General features: G+C 50.3%; 12 protein-coding genes and 5 pseudogenes. 5 read left to right on the top strand and 12 right to left on the bottom strand.

The window, feature by feature from the left end:
- Nucleotides 1–227 precede the first annotated feature (227 nt).
- From CBW46_RS09235 to CBW46_RS09225, 3 genes are all read right to left on the bottom strand, one after another.
- On the bottom strand, nucleotides 228–1,481 hold the full coding sequence (locus CBW46_RS09235; protein ID WP_089199705.1) for an efflux RND transporter periplasmic adaptor subunit: 1,254 nt from the start codon (nucleotides 1,479–1,481) through the stop codon (nucleotides 228–230).
- 55 nt (nucleotides 1,482–1,536) lie between these two features.
- Nucleotides 1,537–4,653, bottom strand: coding sequence for an efflux RND transporter permease subunit (locus CBW46_RS09230; protein ID WP_089199704.1), 3,117 nt, complete (start codon nucleotides 4,651–4,653; stop codon nucleotides 1,537–1,539).
- Between the two features lie 67 nt (nucleotides 4,654–4,720).
- Nucleotides 4,721–5,224 carry a GbsR/MarR family transcriptional regulator gene (locus tag CBW46_RS09225; RefSeq protein ID WP_089199703.1) on the bottom strand — a complete coding sequence of 168 codons (504 nt, stop codon included), beginning with the start codon at nucleotides 5,222–5,224 and terminating at the stop codon, nucleotides 4,721–4,723.
- A 254-nt stretch (nucleotides 5,225–5,478) separates the two neighbouring features.
- Between CBW46_RS09225 and CBW46_RS09220 the strand changes: the two genes are divergently transcribed.
- On the top strand, nucleotides 5,479–6,366 hold the full coding sequence (locus CBW46_RS09220; RefSeq protein ID WP_089199702.1) for a TetR/AcrR family transcriptional regulator: 888 nt from the start codon (nucleotides 5,479–5,481) through the stop codon (nucleotides 6,364–6,366).
- 217 nt (nucleotides 6,367–6,583) lie between these two features.
- On the opposite strand, the gene melA (CBW46_RS09215) is transcribed toward CBW46_RS09220, so the two are convergent.
- The 5 genes and pseudogenes from melA (CBW46_RS09215) to CBW46_RS09195 all read right to left on the bottom strand — a co-directional run bounded on the left by melA (CBW46_RS09215) (nucleotide 6,584) and on the right by CBW46_RS09195 (nucleotide 11,963).
- A complete protein-coding gene (melA, locus tag CBW46_RS09215) occupies nucleotides 6,584–7,906 on the bottom strand; it encodes an alpha-galactosidase (protein ID WP_089199701.1) in 1,323 nt (440 codons plus the stop codon).
- A gap of 179 nt (nucleotides 7,907–8,085) precedes the next feature.
- Nucleotides 8,086–8,379 (bottom strand): annotated as a pseudogene (locus tag CBW46_RS09210) (SDR family oxidoreductase); the annotation flags it as partial.
- Nucleotides 8,380–8,432: 53 nt separating this feature from the next.
- The gene (locus tag CBW46_RS09205; RefSeq protein ID WP_243633239.1) at nucleotides 8,433–9,392 is read right to left on the bottom strand and encodes an SDR family NAD(P)-dependent oxidoreductase; all 960 of its coding nucleotides are present in this window, start codon (nucleotides 9,390–9,392) and stop codon (nucleotides 8,433–8,435) included.
- Between the two features lie 46 nt (nucleotides 9,393–9,438).
- Nucleotides 9,439–10,761, bottom strand: a complete 1,323-nt coding sequence (gene melA, locus CBW46_RS09200) for an alpha-galactosidase (RefSeq protein WP_089199699.1) — start codon at nucleotides 10,759–10,761, stop codon at nucleotides 9,439–9,441.
- Between the two features lie 172 nt (nucleotides 10,762–10,933).
- Nucleotides 10,934–11,963, bottom strand: a pseudogene (locus CBW46_RS09195) (zinc-dependent alcohol dehydrogenase family protein).
- A 519-nt stretch (nucleotides 11,964–12,482) separates the two neighbouring features.
- Here CBW46_RS09195 and CBW46_RS09185 point away from each other — a divergent pair.
- The 4 genes and pseudogenes from CBW46_RS09185 to CBW46_RS09170 all read left to right on the top strand — a co-directional run bounded on the left by CBW46_RS09185 (nucleotide 12,483) and on the right by CBW46_RS09170 (nucleotide 17,033).
- Complete coding sequence (locus tag CBW46_RS09185; RefSeq protein WP_089199697.1) at nucleotides 12,483–13,250, top strand: glycerophosphodiester phosphodiesterase family protein; 768 nt, start codon at nucleotides 12,483–12,485, stop codon at nucleotides 13,248–13,250.
- Between the two features lie 355 nt (nucleotides 13,251–13,605).
- Nucleotides 13,606–13,844, top strand: a pseudogene (locus CBW46_RS09180) (transposase domain-containing protein); the annotation flags it as partial.
- A gap of 549 nt (nucleotides 13,845–14,393) precedes the next feature.
- Nucleotides 14,394–14,465 (top strand): annotated as a pseudogene (locus CBW46_RS22050) (ArsR family transcriptional regulator); the annotation flags it as partial.
- Nucleotides 14,466–14,558: 93 nt separating this feature from the next.
- Nucleotides 14,559–17,033, top strand: a complete 2,475-nt coding sequence (locus CBW46_RS09170; protein ID WP_089199738.1) for a DsrE/DsrF/DrsH-like family protein — start codon at nucleotides 14,559–14,561, stop codon at nucleotides 17,031–17,033.
- Nucleotides 17,034–17,598: 565 nt separating this feature from the next.
- On the opposite strand, the gene CBW46_RS09165 is transcribed toward CBW46_RS09170, so the two are convergent.
- The 4 genes and pseudogenes from CBW46_RS09165 to CBW46_RS09145 form a co-directional block, all read right to left on the bottom strand.
- Nucleotides 17,599–18,147, bottom strand: coding sequence for a cupin domain-containing protein (locus CBW46_RS09165; protein WP_424446182.1), 549 nt, complete (start codon nucleotides 18,145–18,147; stop codon nucleotides 17,599–17,601).
- Between the two features lie 129 nt (nucleotides 18,148–18,276).
- Nucleotides 18,277–18,710: pseudogene (locus tag CBW46_RS09160) on the bottom strand (ferritin-like domain-containing protein).
- Nucleotides 18,711–18,951: 241 nt separating this feature from the next.
- On the bottom strand, nucleotides 18,952–20,475 hold the full coding sequence (locus tag CBW46_RS21005; RefSeq protein ID WP_165842248.1) for a helix-turn-helix domain-containing protein: 1,524 nt from the start codon (nucleotides 20,473–20,475) through the stop codon (nucleotides 18,952–18,954).
- Complete coding sequence (locus CBW46_RS09145) at nucleotides 20,472–22,268, bottom strand: cache domain-containing sensor histidine kinase (protein WP_133253951.1); 1,797 nt, start codon at nucleotides 22,266–22,268, stop codon at nucleotides 20,472–20,474. The genes CBW46_RS21005 and CBW46_RS09145 overlap by 4 nt, the downstream gene beginning before the upstream one ends.

The following is a 22,268-nucleotide window of genomic DNA, read 5'->3' as shown; positions in this document are numbered from 1 at the left end:
ATCTGGCAAAACATGCTATTCCAAGCTTAACTGTACGCCTCACTTGCTAAACTTGTCAAATAATTTGCTGAAACCGCCGACTTCAAGAAAAGCCGGCGGTTTCGGCGCAGCACAGCGTGTAAACCGTGTGAGCACGTGGCGCGCAGATTGCATTAGCACTGTTACGTGTGTGCTCTTTCAGAGTGATGCGCGCCCGTAATAATTAGCGGTATAGCGTGAAACGGGTATCACTGGGTGACTTGCACCTTGTCTTTATCCTTCAGCTGATGCTGGCCTGTAACTACGAGTTGTTCTCCCTCACTTACGCCGGAAAGCACTTCTTGATGTGCCTCATTGAGACGGCCAAGCTCAATCTTGCGTTTTTCCACCTGATCGCCCACAAGGACGAAAACAAATGTCTCGCCGCTTTCACGTACCACGCTCAGAGAGGGCACCGTGACCACCATCTGCTCACTCTCCCCGGTCAACAGCACCTGGGCCTTCATACCTGGCTTCAGTGTGCGATCCGCATTGGGAACTTCAAGCTCCAGCGCATATGATTTGGATTCAGCGCTCATCACGTCGGCCAGATAGCTGACCTTGGCCGTTGTGTACTCTACAGTCCCCGGTACGTAAAAAGTGAGCTCCTGCTTGCCCCGTATCATTGCGGCCGCATCCTCCGTCAGCTCAGCCTTGATCTTGATCGGATCCAGCTGTTGGATTTGCCCCGCTTTGAATCCGGCGGACAGAGTCATGCCGGCTTCGATTGGCAGGTCGGTCAACACACCGTTCACGGTCGCCTTCACTTCCATGTGCCCCAACGTGCGATCCGATTCACGTATTGTCACGTTGGCAGTTTGCAGACTTTGCTCCAGCTGAGCTAACGAGTTGGTCGTCTCGAGCGTTGTCAGCTTGTTCTGGCTGGTGTCCAAATCGAGCCGCAAATTGTTAAGCTGGGTCTCAGCTTGTTCGAGCTGATCCTCTGTAGCTAGCCCTTGGTCATAATCGTTACGCAGCTTGTTATAACTCTCTTCTGCTTCAGTGAGCGACAGTTGAATCTTGGCAATGGAATTTTTCAATTCCTGCTTGCCGTCTTCCACCTCTTGTTTGGCTTTCTTCATCTGCTCCTGTGCGCCGGACACGGCGATTTGCGCCTTTTCCTTTTGAATCAGCACATCAGTCGGATCCATCCGGAAAATAACCTCGCCCGTGGTTACCGTATCCCCGCGCTGCTTAAGAATCTCTTGTACATCGCCGGCCACCTTGGTCATCACATCAATTTGCAGGGAGGAGACGACATCCGCCACCTGCTCAACAGGGTCGCTGATTTTTCTTTTCTCGATTTTCTCTACTTTGACTGGTTTCAGCTGCGCTTCGGCGGCCGGCGCAGGCTCCGCCGCCTGTGGCTGAGCGTTGCAGCCTGTTATCAAGGCAGCAGACACGATCACCGCCCCGGTCAGCTTTACACCTTTTTGCACGGATTGTTTGAATTTCAGCTTCATTGATCGCTTCTCCTTTTTCCCATGGCTTGCTTGCTTTGTTGTTAGCTTCATCAGATCATTGCGGCGCCGGCGCGGACTTGGAATCCGACAATGCGGCACCTTTTCTATTGAAAATACGGGAGATCCGGTTATTTGTTCTGTCAATGAGCTGATAAATGACAGGCACGACAACCAGTGTCAAAATGGTGGATGTCGTGAGTCCCCCGATAACAACTACCGCCAAGCTCTTAGAGATAAGAGTGCCCTCGGACAGACCGAGCGCCAGTGGGAGCTGGGAGAAGATCGTTGCTCCGGCAGTCATAATGATCGGGCGCAGTCGTGTCAATCCGGCCTCCACCAGAGCGTCATGTACGTTCATGCCGTCCTCGCGCAGCTGCTGCACACGATCGACGAGGACGATCGCATTGGTCACGACAATACCTACCAACATGAGAAACCCGATCAAAGATGTGATGTTGATGGATTCCCCTGTGAGGAACAGCCCCAGGAATCCGCCGATAGCGGCAAGCGGCAAGGAGAACATAATCGCGAACGGAGCGCTGGCATTGCCAAACGCGATGACCATGACCAAATATACGATCATAATAGCGGCAAGCATCGCCACTGCCATCTGTCCAAAGCTTTCTTGGATATCCTCGCTCACGCCTTGCACCTGTGTGCGTACACCAGGAGGAAGCTCCACCGACTGCAGCGCTTCGGTCACTCGCGCGCTCACGCCGCCTTTGTCGGTGCTGTCGATTTTAGCTGTAATTTTGACATATTGCTGCTGCATTTCTCTAGAGATCGCCGCAGGCGCGTCCAGCTGCCGAACCTTGGCTACCTCATTGAGATTTACTGTGGTGCCGCTTGGTGTCGGGATTCGGATTCGCCCTATCTCTTCTATTGAATCCTTGAATTGCTCATCCACCGTAACCTTCGTTAGGAAGGACACGTTATCGAATTTGATTTCGCCGATCTCAGTTTCATTCATCCACTGGCTCACCGCGCCTGTAACCTGTGCGGCGGAAAGTCCGTACAGCCTAGCTTTATTTTGATCCACGCCGACTGTGATCTGTAATTTTCTTTCACTCAGGTTATCCTTGATCTCCTCAAGCTCCGGAAACTCCTCGAGTTTTTTTCTTATCGACTGCACCCCTGCGGTGAGCTGATTCAAGTCCTCTCCTTTGAGCAAGAAGGCAAAGTCCTCACCGGTGCCGGACATGGCGGCCGACAGAAGCACTCCTTCGACTTCCGATTCTTGAGGTACGATGTACTTGATTTTTTGCTTAAACTCCTCAGCAGTTTCCTCGGCATCGAGATGATCCGACACGGACGCCATAATCATTGCTCTGTAGTCCGTCCGCTCTCCGCTTGTGTTCATCTGGTCGTATCCGACCATCGACTCGTAATATTCAAACACCGGCTGTCCGCTTGCGTCCTTCGCCTCCCCGAACATGGCTTCGATTTCCCTGACTTTCATATCCATTGCTTCAAAAGATGTCTCTCTCGGCAGCTTCAACGTAAACTGCACTTGCTTTTCTGTTGCGCTCTCCGGCATGAAGGACGAGGCCAAGAACGGCACTGTGCCGCCGATGGATACGACTAGAATAAGTACCGAAAGCATGATGATTTTGATCGGATTACTCAGAGAGTAATTCAGAATCTTTTTGTATTGTTGTGTCAGCTTGCCCTGGGACGCCTCGTCGTGGTGCTTGATTTTATTGCTTTTCAACACCATCAGCTTCGCCAGCATCGGAATGACAGTCAACGCTACAATCAACGAAGCCATTAGAGCCACGACCAACGTAATCGCAAACGGTCTGAAAATATCACCCAGAATGCCGCTGACAAACGCGATCGGTATAAACACGCCAGCCGTCGTTATCGTTGAAGACGTGATCGCCGACGCCACCTTGGAGGTTGCCAGGGCGATGACGGATTCATTGCGCTCATGCGCCTTTTGCAGCTCCGTGTATATGTTCTCAATAACAACGATACTGTCGTCCACGACGCGTCCTACCGCGATCGTTAATCCGCCCAGCGTCATAATGTTGAGCGAAAGATCCAGCCAAGCCATCATACACAACGTGGTCAGGATGGATAGCGGAATGGACACCAGCACGATCAGTGTCATACGCACGTTTCTTAAAAACAGCAGAATCATGACGGAAGCCAGTATTGCACCGAGCGTGCCTTCCTTCAGCATTCCGCTGATGGACTTCTTCACATCTGTCGCAGAGTTGAACACGCTGGTGAAATTAATATTGGGATAGTCCTTCTCCCAGCCAGCCATTAAACTCTCCACTTGATCGGCGAATTCAACGGTGTTCGCATCCTTGCTCTTGAACAGCGTGAGACCGATGGCAGGCAGGTTGTTGAAACGCGTCAGGTACTCTGATTCGGATACCGCCTCCACCTTGGCGATTTCTTTTAGCAGCACGGTCTGACCCGTTGGGCTGGCGATTTTCATATTTTCCAGGTTGTAAATGGTGTTCAGATCACTTTCGACCCGGATCGACTGTGTCGTCCCATTCAAATCTGCCGAACCGGCCGGACTCGACATCACCGCGGATCGAATACTTTGCGTGACAGAGTCAGGCGTGAGTCCGTATGTATTCAGCGCGTTCAGATCCAATTTAAGGCTCAGTGTCGCTTCCTGCTGGCCGACTGAGTCTACGTGGTCTATGCCGTCCATCGCACTCAATGTGGGCTCGATCACATCCGTGTAAATACGGTTCAGCTCTTCCTGATTCGTGTTCTCGTCGCCTTGCATTGCAGCGAAATAGACAGGAAATTCGTTACTTCCGAATTTGGAGACCTTCGGCTTGCTTGCGCCCGCCGGAAGCTCTACGTCCGCCAGGGCGTCCTCAATGTCATCTTTAGCATCATCCGGGCTGCGTCCGTTGATGAGCTCCACGGTTATCATCGAAAAGTTTTCGTTGGACGTGGAGTCAATTTTCTTGAGTCCTTCGATTCCGACAATCCGCTTCTCCAATTCTTGGGTGACGTCTTCCATTACGTCCATGGGAGGCGCGGGGTATACGGTGCTAACAAACACAACGGGCAGAGAAATATCCGGCATACTCTCCTGCTTCAACGTAGTCGCCGAAAAGCTCCCTGCAATGAACAAAATAACGCTTATAATCAAGATCGCAGCAACGTTTTTCAAAGAAAAACGAGTTAGTTGGTTCATCTCTCTAGTCCTCCAATGGGTTGCCCAACAATAAAATACAAAAGCTTTGCACCTTGCTTTGCTGTGCTCACGAGTGCTCCATCGACCAATCCACCGCCAAAGTTTTTAGTCTTTGTGCAAACAAACCATACAGCGAAGACAGCTCCGTGAACCTGTTTTTAAAAATTATGTAAGAATCTTCTTCGTCGGGTCCGAGCTCAGAAAAAGCCGTCAGGGCGGACAACGTTTCGTGTAAACAGGTTTGAATTTCCTGGACTTTCGCCAATTCGGACCTTATGATGGTTACGCACAAGTCGTCGGCCACGGCATAGTAATCCCTGCGGTCATTTCGATAAGGCACTTTGTGGCACATGCCGTGTCTTTCCATAGCGCGCACCTGTACGCTGACCGCCGCCTTGGATACCTCCAACCGATCCGCGATCTCCTTCAAACTGAGCGGCCCGGAAGCAAACAGCAGAAGCGAGAGAATTTTCCCCACCAATGGGCTGTAGCCACGCGACTCGAGCAGAAGTGACATCTGTTGGTGTACGCGGCCCTGCAGCTCGGCAAAGTTTTCCGGGAATGGTTTCATACATCAGCTCCCCGTCCATTTTTAACATCGTTACGAACACAGTTAACATTGCAGGAATCAAAGAAATGACCAGTCGGTCAAAATTAATATATATGATAAAAAAAGGAATTACAATTAGATTTTTTGTGAACTTTAACGTGAACTGACCGACCGGTCATCATATTGACTTATTGCAAACTTCTCGATACAATTGCTTCATAAAATAAGCGGTGCACCACTGCACGGATTCTGCGAACTAGGACGTGACGCGCCACATGAATGATAAGAAGACCATGTTGATTCAGTCAGCGATGAAATTATTCGGAGAGCGCGATTATCACACGACTTCGGTCCAGGATATAGTGAATCTGGCCGGAGTATCCAAGGGCGCGTTCTATCAGCATTTCCCTTCAAAAGAGGAGCTTCTTTTTTCCATATTCAATCATCATTTTGAAAGAGTGCACACCGAACTCCGAGAGGCCGAGTCCAATCCGCACCTAACGCCGAGAGACCTGCTAATACGGGGGATCCTAGTGCAGTGCCAGTTGATTTTGGAAAACAAAAACTTCCTCTGCATGCTGGTCAAGGGGACCGCGTTCACAGAAAAGGCGATTAGTGAAGTGATGACCCGGGAATCGTTGGAGATGGCCCGCTGGTTCCAAAAACGGATTATTGAGCTGTACGGTCCGGATATAGAGGCTCATTCGATGGATTGTGCGAGTATGCTGCACGGTTGCTTGAAGGAGTACTTTTTCTTCTTTATTTTTTGTAATTATCCGATCGACGGCACCAAGCTTGCCGGGTACCTGGTCGAAAGGTTGGACGATCTGGTTGAAGGCATTCGCAGGAAACGGCCTACTCCGATTTTGCAATCCGCTCTGGAGCCGCTCGATCAGGTATATCAGACGGATAAGCAAAGACTCGAATCGCTCACCGAGCACATTGAGCTGCGGATTCGGTCGCACCAACCAGATACGCAAACCGCACACACGATGCTGCAGACGTTAGAGACTATCGTGGCGGAGCTGCAAAAGGAGCAACCGAGCGCCATCATTATTCAAGGCTTGTACAACTACCTGTTAACGTTGGCCAAGCAGGATGAGCAGCTGATTCAACTGCTGAAAACGGCATTCGATTCACGCATTCCGCATCATGCTGGTTGAAGCGAGTGCAAATGGAAACTTTAGGCGGAACCTTCCACGTTTCGCGGGTTGCGCGATGATTGCTTCGGTCGCATGGCATGCATAACCAAAAAAAGCTAGGATCAAGTACGCTGCGGGCGGCATTGATCTTAGCTTTTTTTCGTGTGTCTTGCACTTGCATCGACCCCCAGATGCAATCCGTGACGCTTCAAGCAATTCTGGAGCCAATGTCACGCAATTAACAATAATGTTTAAACTGCGGCAGCCATTCCTTGTTAGCCTCGAACATTTGATCGACCATCGACTTAATTTCCGCCAAGCTGAGTACAGCCGACGTCAGTGGGTCGTAGCAGATGGCATGGAATATTTTCCGGGGATCGCCGGTGAGCGCGCCTTCTACGGCCAGCTCCTCACATCTTGCGCTGGTGTTAACGAGCAGCGCCAATTGCGTCGGCAGCGGACCGACGTGAATCGGACTTAAACCCTTTCGGGAAGCTAGAACGGGTACCTCGACGCAGGCGCCTTCCGGCAGGTTGTCAATCAATCCGAAATTGCGCACGTTGCCATTGAATTCGAATAATGTTCCGTCGCCAAACACTGAGTTGAAGATATACGACGCGTATTCGTTTCCACGCTGCAAGTCGATCGCGCTGTCCCGCCATTCGATCATCTGGTTCTGCCAATCGCTGCGCCTGAGCTCAGCGTGCTTTACGGTGAGAGCGTACTCACCCGGATTCCAGCCGGTACCATGAGTACAGTATTTTTGAATGAGATCAGGACGCTTGCGGAACCAAGCATTGTACTCGGAGTTGTGGCCGCTGGATTCCGTGACGTAATAATCAAGGTGTAGATACATTTCATTTCTGACCTGCTCTTCGTTGTACACCTCCGGCCGATTCAGCACCGCGTCGCGGATCAGCGGGTAAGCGTCTTTTCCGTTCCACTTGTAGTCCAGATAAAATGCTTGGTGGTTAATGCCGGCACATGTGTATGTAATCTCCTCCATAGGCGCACCGATCCACCCGGCTAGCATGGCGGCCGTCCCTTGAACGCTGTGGCATAAGCCGGTGACCGTGACGCCGGTCTCACCCTGCATCGCGCGGCAGAGCATCGCCATGGGATTGGTGTAGTTTAGGAACACCGCATCCGGGCAGTAGCGTTCAATATCCCGGCAAATATCTAGCATGACGGGCACTGTGCGCAGAAAGCGGAAAATGCCGGCCGGTCCCCGAGTATCGCCGATGTTAATATCAACCCCGTATGCCTTCGGAATTTCCAGATCGGTCCTCCACACCGGCAGATCGCCCACGAGGATGGTGCAGACAACGCCGTTTGCACCGGTTAACGCTTCTGCCCGATCGGTAGTAGCTACCACATTGGCTGAGTAATTACCCGCGGCAATAATATTGTCTACGGTTTGCTTGGCGTACCCCAGACGTTCCTGATCGATGTCCATCAATGCGATGGTGCAATCCTCAAACGCAGGAAAAGTGAGCAGATCCCGCACCAAATTTTTTGTGAATACAAGACTTCCGGCACCGATAAAAGTGATTTTTGCCATCGTTGACCGTCCCTTCTCAGCAATTTTTTGACACAGCTCGTGCGTTACGTGTCTAGACTCGCAGGGTGTTGAAAGAGGCTCGCATTGCCTCTAGCCGCTAGCGCGCCACTGTTCAGGATGACCCCTTGCCCCGCCGCTCATCAGAGGAGCGACAGCCTGACACATCAGATACACACCCTTTAGATTGATGCCATGACCCGAACCCACAGAGCTTCGTCCGTCCCCTGCAGGTCCCCGCGTGGACAAGTGCCCGCGTTATTCACCAGCACATCCACGCTTTCAAAATCATTTTCAATCAACTGCACCGTGCGACCGACGTCGGAGCCAGAGGAAACATAGCAGTTGTAATAGCGGACCTCGTACCCTTGGCTTCTCCATCTATCAGTCACCGATTCGCCCTGTGCGTCCGCGTCGGCAATGGCTACCTTGGCGCCGGCCTGCACGAACTTTTCCACGATCGCGGCACCAACCCCTTTCGCGCCTCCTCGTCACAATTACCGTGAGTCATTTAATTTCCGGGAATGTGTCACGGTGCATAATTCCGCACCTCCGACTCTGCTTTTTCATAAGCGATCTTGGGGGTCTGGGTCGCGAGCTTCCCTCCGCTCACATCGATCATGGTCCCGGTAATATACTCGGCCAAGTCTGATGCGAGAAAGCAGATTAAATGGGCGACATGGTCTTTGCTCCCCCAGCGGCGAAGCGTGAGCGTATCGAGCAGACGCTGCTGGTCGTCCTCCGGCCGCTCCGCAAAATGATTCATGTCCGTTGGAATCATCCCCGGCGCGTAGCAATTCACGGTAATATTCCAGGGCCCCAGCTCTCCTGCGAGCACCCTGGTGAATTGTCGCACCCCAGCTTTGGATGCAGCGTAAGCGGAACCTCCGTAGCTCGGAACAATCGCCGCAAACGAGGCCGCGTTAATAATTCGTCCCGATCGCTGACGCTTCATGACCGGAATGACGGCCTTGCTCATCAGATAAGTCCCTTTTAAATTAACATCCATATTGAGATCCCACGTTTCCTCTGAAAGCGATGCCACTGGTGCGCCGCCAGCCACCCCCGCATTGTTCACGAGTATATCCAGACGACCATAATCTGCAATCACGGATGCAACCACTTCTTCTATGCGGCCATAATCGCGCACGTCGCAAACATACTGAGATCCCTGATAGCCCGAAGCATCAAATTCTTGTTTAACCGCCGCCAAGTGAGCCTCGTTGACATCCGTGACTATCGTTATGACACCCTCTGACGCTAATGTCATCGCAATATCGCGGCCAATGCCCCGACCGGCCCCTGTTACGATTGCCACCTTACCGCTGAGATCTATCTGCACCTGCCCTTCGCCTCCCGCCGTTGATTTAAACTGTGCGGCTGCTGACGTTTCTCCCAGCCCTGTTTGAACAAGGGCAGCCAATCCCCGGATGGGTACGGATGCTTTTGTATTTAAATGTTTCCACATCAGTAATAAACATGTGAACACAGCCCTCGTTTCACCTGCATGCCATGGTGCTCGCGCACACCACCGCTCAGGAAAAATGTTTAAACTGGGGAAGCCAATCTTTATTCGCCTCGAACATTTCATCCACCATGGTCTTGATTTCAGCCAAGCTGAGCACGGCAGATGTGAGCGGATCGTAGCATACCGCATGGAATATTTTTCGCGGGTCGCCGGTAAGCCCGCCCTCTACGGCCAATTCCTCGCATCTGGCCATCGGATCGACCAGCAGCGCCAGCTGATCAGACAGCGGGCCTACGTGAATCGGCTGCAGCCCTTTGCGGGAAGCAATCACCGGAACTTCGACACAGCTGCCCTCAGGCAGATTGTCTATTAAACCAAAATTGCGCACATTGCCGTTGAACTCGAACAAAGTGCCGTCCCCGATCGTCGCATTGAATATGTACGCCGCATACTCCTCGCCGCGCCGAAGGTCAATCGGGCTGTCCCGCCACGCCTCCATCTGCTGCGTCCAATTCAGCTTCCTGCTCTCGCGCGATTTGATCATCCGGCCGTATTCCCCGGGATTCCCGCCGGTACCGTGCGTGCAATATTTCTCGATAAGATCAGGCCGTTTGCGAAACCACGCATTGTATTCTGAATTGTGTCCGCTTGACTCGGTGACGAAATAATCGAGGTGCAAAAACATTTCGTTACGCACTTGCTCCTCGTTGTATATTTCGGTTCTGTTCGTTACCGCATCACGAATGAGCGGATAGGCGTCTTTACCGTTCCACTTGTAATCCAGATAAAACGCGGTGTGATTAATTCCGGCGCATGTATAGGTAATTTCCTCCATTGGTGCGCCGATCCAGCGGGCCAGCATGGCCGCCGTTCCCTGCACACTGTGGCAGAGACCTGTCAACGTTACGTTAGTTTCACCCTGCATCGTTCTGCACAGCATAGCCATCGGATTGGTGTAGTTAAGAAATACGGCGTCCGGGCAAATGCGTTCAATATCTCGGCAGATGTCCATCATCACAGGCACGGTGCGTAAAAAGCGGAAAATGCCCGACGGGCCGCGTGTATCGCCAATGTTGATGTCTACCCCATATTTTTTAGGAATTTCGATGTCCGTTCTCCAGACGTCCAAATCCCCGACGAGAATAGTGCATACGACGCCGTCCGCGCCGGTTAAAGCTTCCACCCGGTCTGTGGTCGCTTCGACATTCGCCCGGTAGTGCCCCGCCGCCATAATATTGTCTACCGCTGTTTTGGCATAGCCTAATCTCTCCGCATCAATATCCAATAGAGTGATCGTGCAATCTTCGAACGCCGGGAAAGTAAGTAAATCCCGTACCAAATTTTTGGTGAATACGAGACTGCCTGCACCGATAAATGTAATTTTTTTCATGTGTTGCTCATCCCTCCTGAGGTGCGCCTGTGACCTTAGCGTCGTAATCCGTGATGCCTAATGACAGGATACACCCCAGGTATGCGCTTTCATAGGACACAAACCTACACTGCAGGAGCTATTTTCAAACAGTCTGCTCCCATCGCAGCGTACACTCCCTCCAAAAAAACGGCTACCACATATGAATAAACACTTTCCCTCGATTGCTGCCGCTCGATTGAGCCGACACAACCGCGTCTTTCGCCGAAGACAACGGATACCGACAACTTGGGGGCATTGTTCGTAGCCGGTGCTTGCTTATTAGATGGATCAGACGCTCAAAAGCTCGCTGCCACGCCTGTACGGTCGCTTGTCGATTCCAATGCCGGAGATGAAACATTTTCACATTCACTTTTGTCATCTCTTTGATTTTTGACACATCGATCGGTATGCCTGACAACAATCCTATGGTTAACAAAACGCCATCGGACCGCACACAAGACGCCAACGCTGTACCGGCCGGGCCACCGACTGAATCAATAGCAGCAGAGGCTCCGCGTCCATGCGTCAGTTCCGTCACAGCCGAATGTAACGGTGTTTCGGTGGTGTTAATAACGTGAGACGCGCCCAAATGAAGCAGTTCATGCGTGTATTTTTCATTTCTGGTAACGGCAATGAGCTGAACAACCAAAAATCTGCGACAATTGGGCAAAAATACGACCGATCGCCGAGCCGCACGCATTTACCAATACCACATCATTGGGTTGCAATCCTAATGTTTCCGTGCAAATGAGCCAAGCGGTCAGAGGGTTTATGTATAATTGTGCGGCCGTATCATCGTCTACAGTCCCGGGCACGGTGATTGCATATTGTGCTGGCGAGATGACATAATCCTGCCACGTCCCCTCTCCCCGCAGCGGCAGCACGCGCTTGCCGATCATATCTGTAGACACGCCGGAGCCTACATCTTCTACGATGCCAATACCTTCATACCCGGGCACTGCGGGCAGAGAAATGCGGTGTGAATAGCTGCCTCTAACCGGTATTAAGTCCGACGGATTCACAGGGCTCGCCAACATACGTACAAGGATTTCTCCCGGAGCAGGCGCAGTCAGTATTTTGTTTTCGACGATCAAAACATCTTGTGGCTTCCCAAACGCATAAAATGTAACACTTGTAAAATTCAAACGATCGAGCTCCTTACCATTGCCTCCTATATCCATCATCGTTTGGCAATACGCGAAGGCATACCCCATGTGCACGGCATCCCTTCTCCATCCTTATCGCGGGGCTGGTCTTAATAAAATATCAAAACTGCCGTAATCTATAGTTAACAATGCCGGACTAGTATGTACTGTGATTAAAAGGAACATGTGGTCAAAGTTACAACTACATCTTGCGGGAAATGAGGAAAGATGATATGTACAATCATCAACAGCCATCCAAACGACAACCGAACGTGTTTGCGGCGATGCCTCATCAGACTGTAGACCGTCGAACCTTTTTGCGCAAGTCAGCCCAGGTGGCCGGTGCGGCATCGGTTGGTCGTTGCTTCACTCTGTGGCCGGCATCCCAACAGCAGCCGCAGCCCGGCCAGCAGACCAGGCAGCAGCCCAAGCCGCGGCTGCGTCGGGTGTCACCACATGTGGTAATAAGACTTTGTACACGATCAACTTCAAAAATACCAACGAGCTGGCCAAGTATACGCGCTTGAGCTCGCTGTAAGCCACCCAGCCATTGTGATGGCGCACAGGGCGGGATATTCACCTCAGGGCGGCTGGCCCGAATGCACTCTGGAATCTGCGCAGCGTGTAGTGGAAACCGGTCCGGCCATGATCGAGATAGACCTGCGCACGACATCCGATGGAGAGATCGTAATGTGTCACGATGACACGCTTGATCGCGAAACGACCGGATCCGGCAAAGTCGCCGAAACGAGCTATACGGAGATTTCACAGCTGAACCTCGTCGATTTCGTCGGCAACAGAACCGAGTTCAAGGTACGTACGCTAGATGCGTTTTTGGAGTGGAGCCGCGTAGGCGCGCTGCTGTGGCTGGACACCAAAGATGTCAATCCGGCGAAACTCGTGGCAAAAATTCGGGAACATAAGGCTGAGGCACGTGTGATTGTGAGCGCATACGGCGTGGAGAAAGTCCGGGCCTACCGCCGGTTGGCACCGGATCTCGTATACTTCATCCCCCGGATACCGGACCTCGGCTTGCCCACGACAAAGTCGATCTTGAAGAACGTGGCCGATAAAGACCGCGTCATCGGCATGGCAGGCTATTACGTACCGAACATTGATGAGGCCCTCGTCATGCGTGAGCATGATATTCCTGCTGTGCTGGAATATAGTCCCATGGACCAGCGGTTGACGCCACAGCAGATGCATGACCCACCGTACAAAAATGCCGCTGCCGAGGGATTTCCTATGATGAACACGGATCAGTATGCAACCGTACTGAAAATGCTGGGCATGCAGGATTGGGCACCCAAGCGCAGCACATGAAATTCGACAGATATTGAATGATCCCGGGGATTTTTCACACTATTGCGATAAATTGTTCCTGCTGCATGGAAACGCTTCCAGAAAATGATAAAAGCCTCCACCGTCACCAACGGTTGAAGCCCCAGTCAAAGAAACGCCAGCCACGAAAGAGATCCGCCTTCCGGGAAATGCCGGTTTACCGCCCGACCTTCCTTATATCGCAATTTCATCTTACCACAAATGAATGCTTTTGCGATAAATCTAATGATTGCAGTCTGCTTCTTGATAAATATCACAGAACATGTTCACGGCCGCCGGATTAGGTGTCGGCGTTGGAATCAGGTAATTGGTCAGCTGGCCTTTCTATTGGACGGCCCTGGAGCTCGACAACAACCGGAGCGAACGTTCCATTAAGCCGTTCGTCATTGGTCGGAAAAATTAGATGTTCTCTAATACGCCTCGCGGAGGCAAGGCCAGTGCGGTGATCTACAGCATTGTGGAAACAGCCAAGGAAAACGGGCTTAATCCCTTTACTACTTGATCTACCTATTTGAGAAGTTGCCCCAATTGACTGATCCTAAGCGCACTGTGCGCCTCCAGCTGCTGGATCTCTGACTCCAAATCCTGGGCGACAGTTGATGCTCTTGCGTATCCAAAGTGTTTGTTGCAGTCTTCGAATCATGTTTAATCACGTTCTTAGTTGAACCAAGCACATATTGTTACAGACTGGAAAATTTTTGACCAAAAAATTTACGGCGTCTGTGGGGGGAAACTCATATTGTTGGACAATCTGAGGTTTCGGTCTTCTGTCGGTAACACAAGTGTCAGAACACTTGGAAATGTCGTATCTCATCTTGCCGGATTTCAAGAATCTGTTGTCTCACTGCCTCATTTTGAGCCAGTTTTTTCCAACCATTCATAGCATACAATTGCACTGAATTGACCGTTAATAGCTTTGGCAATGTCGTTAATCTAATTTTACCTTGCATTTTTCATTGCTATATCATAATATTACGATGTTACGATTTATGGTAAGGCAGCTCTATGGACAACAATTTTAAACGATTTAACGAAGTCTCGGATATTCTGAAGGTATTCGCTCACCCGGTACGTTTATGTATCGTAGAAGGACTTCTCCAGAAAGACTAGAGCAACGTTGGGTACATGCAGGAATGTCTGGACTTGCCACAATCCACAGTGTCCCAGCATTTGCAAAAACTTCGCAACGTCGGCATAGTAACGACGGAGCGCAACGGACTCGCAGTGAGCTATGCCATTACTGACGACAGAGTGAAACAACTCATTCAAGTTTTCTCGGGGAGGATAATCATGAGCAAAAAAGTTTTAATTGTCGGTGGTGTTGCTGGCGGCGCTTCAGCCGCGGCCCGGCTACGCCGACTGGATGAGGACGCACACATTGTGATGTTTGAGAGAGATGAATACATTTCCTTCGCGAATTGCGGTCTGCCATATTATATCGGGGACTCGATTAAAGACAGGAATAAGCTGCTGGTTCAGACGCCGGAAGCTATGCATAAGCGCTTCAATCTTGATATTCGCACACAAAGTGAAGTAACAAGTATTGACCCAATCTCCAAAACAGTCACTGTAAGCAGCAAAGAACGCGGTATTTACGCCGAAAGCTACGATTTCCTCATTCTGTCGCCGGGTGCAAAACCTATTCGTCCTGCTGTACCCGGTATAGAAAGCACCAAAATATACACTCTACGTAACATAGCTGATACCGACCGCGTTAAAAAACGAGTGACTGAAATGAATACAAAGTCGGCTATTGTGATAGGCGGTGGTTTCATCGGAGTGGAAATGGCCGAAAATCTCAACGGGATCGGACTAGAAGTTAGTTTGGTTCAATCCGGCCCCCAGCTTTTGGCGCCGTTCGATATTGAAATGTCCCATGTTTTGGCTAAAGAATTAGAACAGCATGGCGTGAATCTCTTCTTCTCAGACCGCGCGCAATCGTTCAAGGAAACAGGTGAACAAATCCAGGTTCAGTTAGCCAGTGGAGTAACGCTAGTTAGTGATATGATCATTTTGGCTATTGGTGTCACACCGGATACCGCCTTTTTGAGAGATAGCGGATTGGAGTTGACTCCGAAAGGCCACATCGTCGTGAATGAACAATTAGAGACTAATCTGGATGGCGTTTTTGCCGTCGGTGATGCTGTGGAAGTCATGGATTTCATTAATGGCAACAAGACCGCGATACCTTTAGCTGGTCCCGCCAACAAACAAGGACGAATAGCGGCGGATAATGTTTTCGGCTTGGGAATGACATATAAAGGCGCGCAAGGAACATCGATTATTAAAGTATTTGGCCTCACGGGAGCAGTCACCGGCAACAACGAGAAGACTCTTCAGCGTTTGGCAATTCCTTATCATGTCACCTATGTGCATCCGAGCTCTCATGCTTCTTATTATCCAGGCGCGACCCCCCTGACAATCAAACTGCTCTTTGATAATGCAGGCACTGTATTGGGGGCCCAGGCTGTAGGATTTGACGGAGTAGACAAGCGCATCGATGATATTGCAACCGTGATTCACTTCCGGGGAACAGTCAACGACCTGACTGAACTCGAGCTTTCCTATGCCCCACCATATTCATCTGCCAAAGATCCGGTAAATATGGCCGGCTATACGGCGCAAAACATACTTGCCGGAAGAACTGACGTGGTGGTGCCCCGAGAGTTGAAATCACGTGATCCTAAAAAAATCACTCTGGTGGACGTTCGTTCGGAGATCGAACATCACAATGGCCACATTCCCGGCTCCATACTTATTCCGGTTGATGAGCTCCGTGGTCGTTTGACTGAATTGGATCCGAATAAAGAGATTTGGGTTTACTGTCAAGTTGGCTTGAGAGGTTATACCGCGTCACGAATTCTAAAGCAGAACGGATTTAAAGTGCGCAATTTGACCGGAGGTTACAAGACATATAAAATGTCCACCTACACGCCATCCGTCAAAAAAGCGCCGCTGCAGGCTTCAGCGACCACGGATGCCCGTCAAGAAATAGCTGCGACACTTGAACAGCAGGAGCAGGCGTGCCGCGCCGATTTCGAATTGGATGCGTGTGGATTGTCCTGCCCTGGTCCGCTCATTCAGGTAAAACAGCAAATGGATAAGCTGGCAAACGGACAGGTATTGCGTGTAACAGCCTCCGATCCCGGCTTTTATGAAGACATTCAGGCTTGGGCACAAATGTCCCGCAATCAAATGATTAAAGTAGATAAGACACGAAGCGGCATAATTGAGGCTTACTTAAGGAAAGGAACCGCCGTTGCTCGTTCTACATCCGAGCCAGCAACCACCTACTTAGACGGCAGCTCAATGGTTGTATTCAGCGGCGATCTCGATAAAGCCATAGCGTCCTTCATCATTGCTAACGGAGCAGCTTCAAGCGGGAAAAAAGTGACCATGTTCTTCACGTTCTGGGGATTGAACGTGATTCGGAAGCCGGAGAAAATCCCGGTATCCAAAACCTTTATCGGCCGCATGTTCGGGGCTATGATGCCTCGCGGCAGCCAAAAGCTGTCTCTTTCTAAGATGAACATGTTGGGTCTCGGTACCAAAATGATCCGAGGTGTCATGAAGGGGAAAAATATTTCGTCTTTGGAGGAATTAATTGAAACTGCGATTCAACAAGGCGTCGAAGTGGTAGCTTGCCAGATGTCCATGGATGTCATGGGGATTACGAAAGAAGAACTGCTTGACGGGGTAAAAATCGGTGGTGTTGGATACTATCTAGGCAAGGCTGATCAATCCGGTATTAATCTATTTATTTAATGATGTATCCGTGAGAACTTCACTTTACAGGTTTGGTAAGCACATAAACAGATACCCGAAATCGCCAGTATTCGGGTATCTGTTTATGTGAAAAATTAGTTCACGCCGCACTGCTAAGGCATTCAACTCTCCTTACCCGGCAGCTTCAACGCACATTCTTGATACGTAATCATCTATTCTACGAGCCCAAGTTCTAAGTCACGGTTGACTCATCACACCATCCGTTGGAAGATAACGCTGACATTCAATGCATTCGCTGTGCGACAGAATCGGATCGCAGCCATTACGTGGTTACAAGCTTTCGAGGAGGGTCAATATTAACTGAACGGTGAGGTATTCGAATTCCAACATCGATTTTACGTTTTCTTAACGCCCCCGTCCTAGCGTATGTACATAGTAATATCTGCACTCCCATTTCAGCTAAGCCAGGCATAATCGCATAGCGAAAAAAACCAGCCCAATGCAAGGACTGGTTGGTGGCACGTTCATTCAACTATCGTGCCTGTCAGTTGAATATCAAAAAACTGTAATTTTCGCTCATATACATTTTTCATTTGATTAATAGCTAGTATTGTTTTTCAGCAGCCATTGCATTTGCTTTCGTTTTGTGAACTGTACCATATGGATGCTCAGGCGGTGCATAGATAACATAAATTTTGAGTGGTTGATTACCCGTGTTGGTTACATTGTGCCATTTTCCAGCAGGTATCATAATTGCGTAGTCATCATACGCCATTGCTTGAAAATCTAATTTATCTCTGCTATCACCCATCTGAACAAATCCCTGACCTTCTTCAATCCGTATGAATTGATCAGTTGTCGGATGGACTTCCAAACCGATGTCATCGCCAACATTAATATTCATTAAAGTCACTTGTAAATGTTTCCCTGTCCATAAAGCGGTGCGGTAATTATTGTTTCGCTTCGTTGCTTGGTCGATATTTACTACAAATGGTCTTGTTCCATAATCTTTTAATATGATGTTTGCATACGGATGCCAGCTGTTATTGTTCCCATTGTAATGATGAGGATGCCAATTATATCTCCAATTGGTGTTCCAGTTGTTATGCATTGGATTATGGCTTTGAAAGTGACAATACCTGTACATATGCATTCTCCTCGACAATAACCTCATTGTTTTCCTGCTTTATCCTATGCAGCTGCCTATTTGAAGGTGTAAAAAACTGCTCAAAGGGCTAACTTTGAAAAATGTCTCGCGCCGACTGCTCACGTATCCGTTGGCTTAATGGTTGGCAGTCATGAAATACAAAAACCACACTGCGTGATTTTGTTCGTCTGCAGAGCGCGACGGAACGTTTCTTTAATGTGCGGCTCAGTTGTCTTTTCCGCAACATCGAGATAAAAGTCGGTGGTTATCTGTTCATCTTTAAATGACGCTCTCAGACCTGCTAAGTATTCTTGTTCACACTGTTCGATTATTTGTGGAGTAGGTCGTCTTCCAGTTAAGGATACATAAATTTGTGAGAAAGCTCGGAAATGATTTATTTCATCTTGTCTAATTTCAAGAATTTGTTTTCTCACATCCTCAGATGGAGCCAATTGTGCCAGTCTTTCATAGCAGTGAATCGCGCTATATTGACCATTGATGGCGTTTGCAATGTCATTAACGAGCGATATGTCAACGTTGGGACGGAACAATTGATGGTTATAATACATTCGTTTTATCACCCTCCAAACAATTCTCATCGCTACTATATGTAATAAATAGGCATTGGTACATTGTCCGCGAGGGATTGCTGAACCTGCCGGGATGCCGATGGTCATAGTACCAATACCGAGAGACTCTCTTGGTTACGTGAAAGAGAGTCCTTACTTTATTATGAAATCACAACGTTGAAATAGACAGCTGATGCTTAGCACCACTGCCCCTGCCGCTCCTGCGTTATAAATTCACATCTCACGTATCAGGAATACCATCTTGCAGCTGCCCCTTCTGCTTCCGGTAGTCCGAAGGATATTTGCCGAATGTCTGCGTGAACAGCTTGGTAAAATGCCGTGTGCTATGGTAGCCAACCTGCTCTGCCACTTGTTTTACTTGCAAATGGGTATGCATCAGCAGTTCCTGCGCCTTTAGCATACGAATGCGCGTGAGATACTTAACAAACGGCACGCCGGTCCTCTTATGAAACATGGAACCGAGATAATTCGGCGACACGTTCAGCTGCGTCGCGATTTGACCCAGGCCGATGTCATCCATGTAATGTTTTTCAATATACCGAATTAATTCACCAACCACATCAGGTGAAGTCGGCTCCTTCGTATGTATCCCTCTCAGCACGTGCTCGCCATATTGTCTGAGTTGCGCGATCATACGAACCGCCGTGACGCTCTCCGGCAGGTAAAGCCCAATCGAGTACCGTATAAACGAGCGGATCGCTTGCCGTGTTTTATCAGCGGCGAGTAAATCTTGTTTTTGCACCAGCGCTTCCAGTTCATTCACCGCGTGATGGTAGTCCAAGTACATCCGGTTCTCGCTGCAGTTTCCAAGAGCGCACAACAAGCGGGCGGCGTCCGGATAATTGGGTTTGTCCGCCTCTTTGATCAAATCCTCGTAGTCGAGACTTCGTCCGATGCCGGCGATAGCACGCAGCTCTCCCAATTTCTGCAGCTCATGAAGTCGCCGGTTGACCTCGGCAAAGCCCCGGCGTTCACCCGTCCGGAGAATGGTCACCGTCATGTCCCCAGTTCTATAACCGACGATGATTTGTTCAATGCCTCTGAAAAAATCATGAACACGCCGTCTGGCTGGCTCCCCTGCAGACCGATCCCATGCGCCCACTGCAGCCACCTCTCCGTCTGGAAGTGCCAGTAAGGCCACGTTCATGCCATGAGTCAGGTGCGTTTCCACCGACTGCCGAATTTCTTCGCACAATCGCTGCTGCAGCTGAGCCGCCCGATTCGTCGGCCCGCTGGCGTCCAAGCAGAGCATCCACCCTATGAAAACACCCTGATGCAGCAAGCTGCCCCTCTCTTCATGACTAAGTGCGGTTAAACCATGGCACAGCGCGAACAGGTTATTTTCAAACTGTTGATTGAGCAAAACGATGTAATCTTTGTTGTCCTTATATATATGGGCCAGCGTTTTTTCCAATTCGGCGGGGTCTACAGGTTTCAACAAATATTCCGACACCCCTAATTTCATCGCCTGCTGCGCATATCCAAAGTCCGAAAAGCCGCTCAAAATTACCCATTCTGTCAGCGGCGATATCTCTTTACCCAGCGGAATCGCGTCCAATCCGCCCAGCTTTGGCATGTGTATGTCCACAATCGCGATGTGCGGCTTGTACTGAGCGATCGCCTCGAGCAATTCCTCACCGTCCGCCGCTTCGCAGACAATGTTCCAGGACGCTTCCATGTCATGTATCATACTGACTAAGCTAGCCCGTACTAAGCTCTCATCGTCCGCAATAACCAGCTTCATCTGCTGTCCACATCCTTCAACAGAATTTGCAGCCGTGCGACAGTGCCATGTCCAACCTGACTTTCTACGTGCATGGTAGAGCCGGTATATGCAAGACATAATCGCTCGCGTACGTTCGCCGTGCCCACGCCCTCCTTCTGCTTACCGGGATCGAAGCCGACTCCGTTATCTGCAATCACGATCTCCAGGCGCGAACCCCCGCTCTCCGGAACTTCCTCGACCGCAGCTGTAATCCTCAGAACACATGCCGTACCGCTCGGTTCGATGCCATGAATAACAGCGTTTTCCACCAACGGCTGCAGCAGCAGCTTGGGGATCAAAACGGCTTCAGCAGCCGGATCGCAGTCAATCTGAAAGCCCAGCTTCTCGCGAAACCTAATTTGCTGCAGCTCACAGTATTTAGTGATAAAAGCCATTTCGTCTTTCAGCTCTGCCCAGTCATTCTGTGCCAGCGTGTAACGCAGCATGCCGCTTAGCGATAAGATAGCCCTTTCCAACAGTACGCTTTGGCCCGTCCGATTTAAGCCTATGAGCCCGTTTAGTGTATTGTACAAAAAATGCGGATGAATCTGCGACTGCAGCGCACGATATTCCGCGTTTCGCTGGCCGAGCACCGCACGGAATTCCCGGTCAATCAGATCACCGAGCTGCGAAATCATCTGGTTTAGGCTTTGGCCGAGCTGGGCGATTTCATCGCTGCCGCGCACCGGATAGAAGGTTTGCAGGTTGCCGCGCTGCACCCGCTTCATCACCTGTACCATCTGCTTAAAGGGCGTCAACAGCCAGCGTGAAACCGTGGCGTAAAGCAGCAGCGCAATCATGAGTCCCGAGGCGGCGAACAGCGCCCCCACCCAATAAATGCGATGCAGCTGCGACTTGATCGCCGATTCGGGCGAGAGCACGACAATCTCCCAACCGGCACGCTTCAGCGTTTGACTGACAACAAAGTATCGGTCATCGGTATCGCCCACTGCCCGGTTCCCGGCCGCCAATTCACCGTGCACGTCGTCCGGCAGCGGACGGCTGGCGTAGATCATTTTCCGCTCGTTATCCAGGATAGCCGCGATCGCCCCGTCGTTCAGCCGAATTCCACGCATGATCCGTTCTAACGCCGCGGTATCCGCGTCAGCCATGATAACGCCAAGCGGCCGCTGCGAATCCGGGTCCTTGATTAAACGTGCCACAGAGAAAACCTCCGCCCCGCCTTTTACCAGATAATTTTGCACGTGTACGCTTATGAATGCGACATCCCCATCCGCCCTAAGCGCCTGAATGTACCAATGCTGCTTGTCGAACGGATACCCCGCCACCGCCCTGTTACTGTAACCGTTGGATGATGTTATGTACACAGATTCATCCATCGGCAGAAGAATGGTGCCAAGAATGTCTTTGCGCGTGTTTTTCAAGAACTTGGGCAGTGTGGTCGTCAACGCCTGTTCCGCTTCATATTGCTCATATGGCGTCAGCAGCTGCCACTGAAACGTCGATTTTAGCTTTAACGCCCGCATGACATCATCATGCAAATACGGGGTTATCGTCATTCGTTCCAAGTCGTCCAGGTAGGCGTCTATACTAAAGGCGAGCGCCGTCAGCGTCCCTTCCATTAATGAGGAGCCCTGATTAGCGATCAGTTTCTGGTAGTAGAAAGGGATGGCCACCACAATGACGACGACGGGGAACACGATTGCAGCGAGAAAAAGCATCGTCAGCTTGAACCGGATCGACTGCCACATCGTATCGTCACCTTCCCCCGCCCCGTCCGCGTGCTTGCATCTGTTAACCTTCCTTTTCAC

Origin of the sequence: Paenibacillus xerothermodurans (assembly GCF_002220865.2) — a bacterium.
GTDB lineage: Bacteria > Bacillota > Bacilli > Paenibacillales > NBRC-103111 > Paenibacillus_S > Paenibacillus_S xerothermodurans.
This window is presented reverse-complemented; position numbering and strand designations above follow the sequence as displayed.

Excerpts from the sequence above, each read along its gene's own strand:
- CBW46_RS09165 (WP_424446182.1), bottom strand. The coding sequence starts at position 18,147 with ATGCATATGTACAGGTATTGTCACTTTCAAAGCCATAATCCAATGCAT.
- CBW46_RS21005 (WP_165842248.1), bottom strand. The coding sequence starts at position 20,475 with ATGAAGCTGGTTATTGCGGACGATGAGAGCTTAGTACGGGCTAGCTTA.
- CBW46_RS09185 (WP_089199697.1), top strand. The coding sequence starts at position 12,483 with ATGGCGCACAGGGCGGGATATTCACCTCAGGGCGGCTGGCCCGAATGC.
- CBW46_RS09220 (WP_089199702.1), top strand. The coding sequence starts at position 5,479 with ATGAATGATAAGAAGACCATGTTGATTCAGTCAGCGATGAAATTATTC.
- CBW46_RS09230 (WP_089199704.1), bottom strand. The coding sequence starts at position 4,653 with ATGAACCAACTAACTCGTTTTTCTTTGAAAAACGTTGCTGCGATCTTG.
- CBW46_RS09170 (WP_089199738.1), top strand. The coding sequence starts at position 14,559 with ATGAGCAAAAAAGTTTTAATTGTCGGTGGTGTTGCTGGCGGCGCTTCA.
- CBW46_RS09225 (WP_089199703.1), bottom strand. The coding sequence starts at position 5,224 with ATGAAACCATTCCCGGAAAACTTTGCCGAGCTGCAGGGCCGCGTACAC.
- melA (WP_089199699.1), bottom strand. The coding sequence starts at position 10,761 with ATGAAAAAAATTACATTTATCGGTGCAGGCAGTCTCGTATTCACCAAA.
- CBW46_RS09235 (WP_089199705.1), bottom strand. The coding sequence starts at position 1,481 with ATGAAGCTGAAATTCAAACAATCCGTGCAAAAAGGTGTAAAGCTGACC.
- melA (WP_089199701.1), bottom strand. The coding sequence starts at position 7,906 with ATGGCAAAAATCACTTTTATCGGTGCCGGAAGTCTTGTATTCACAAAA.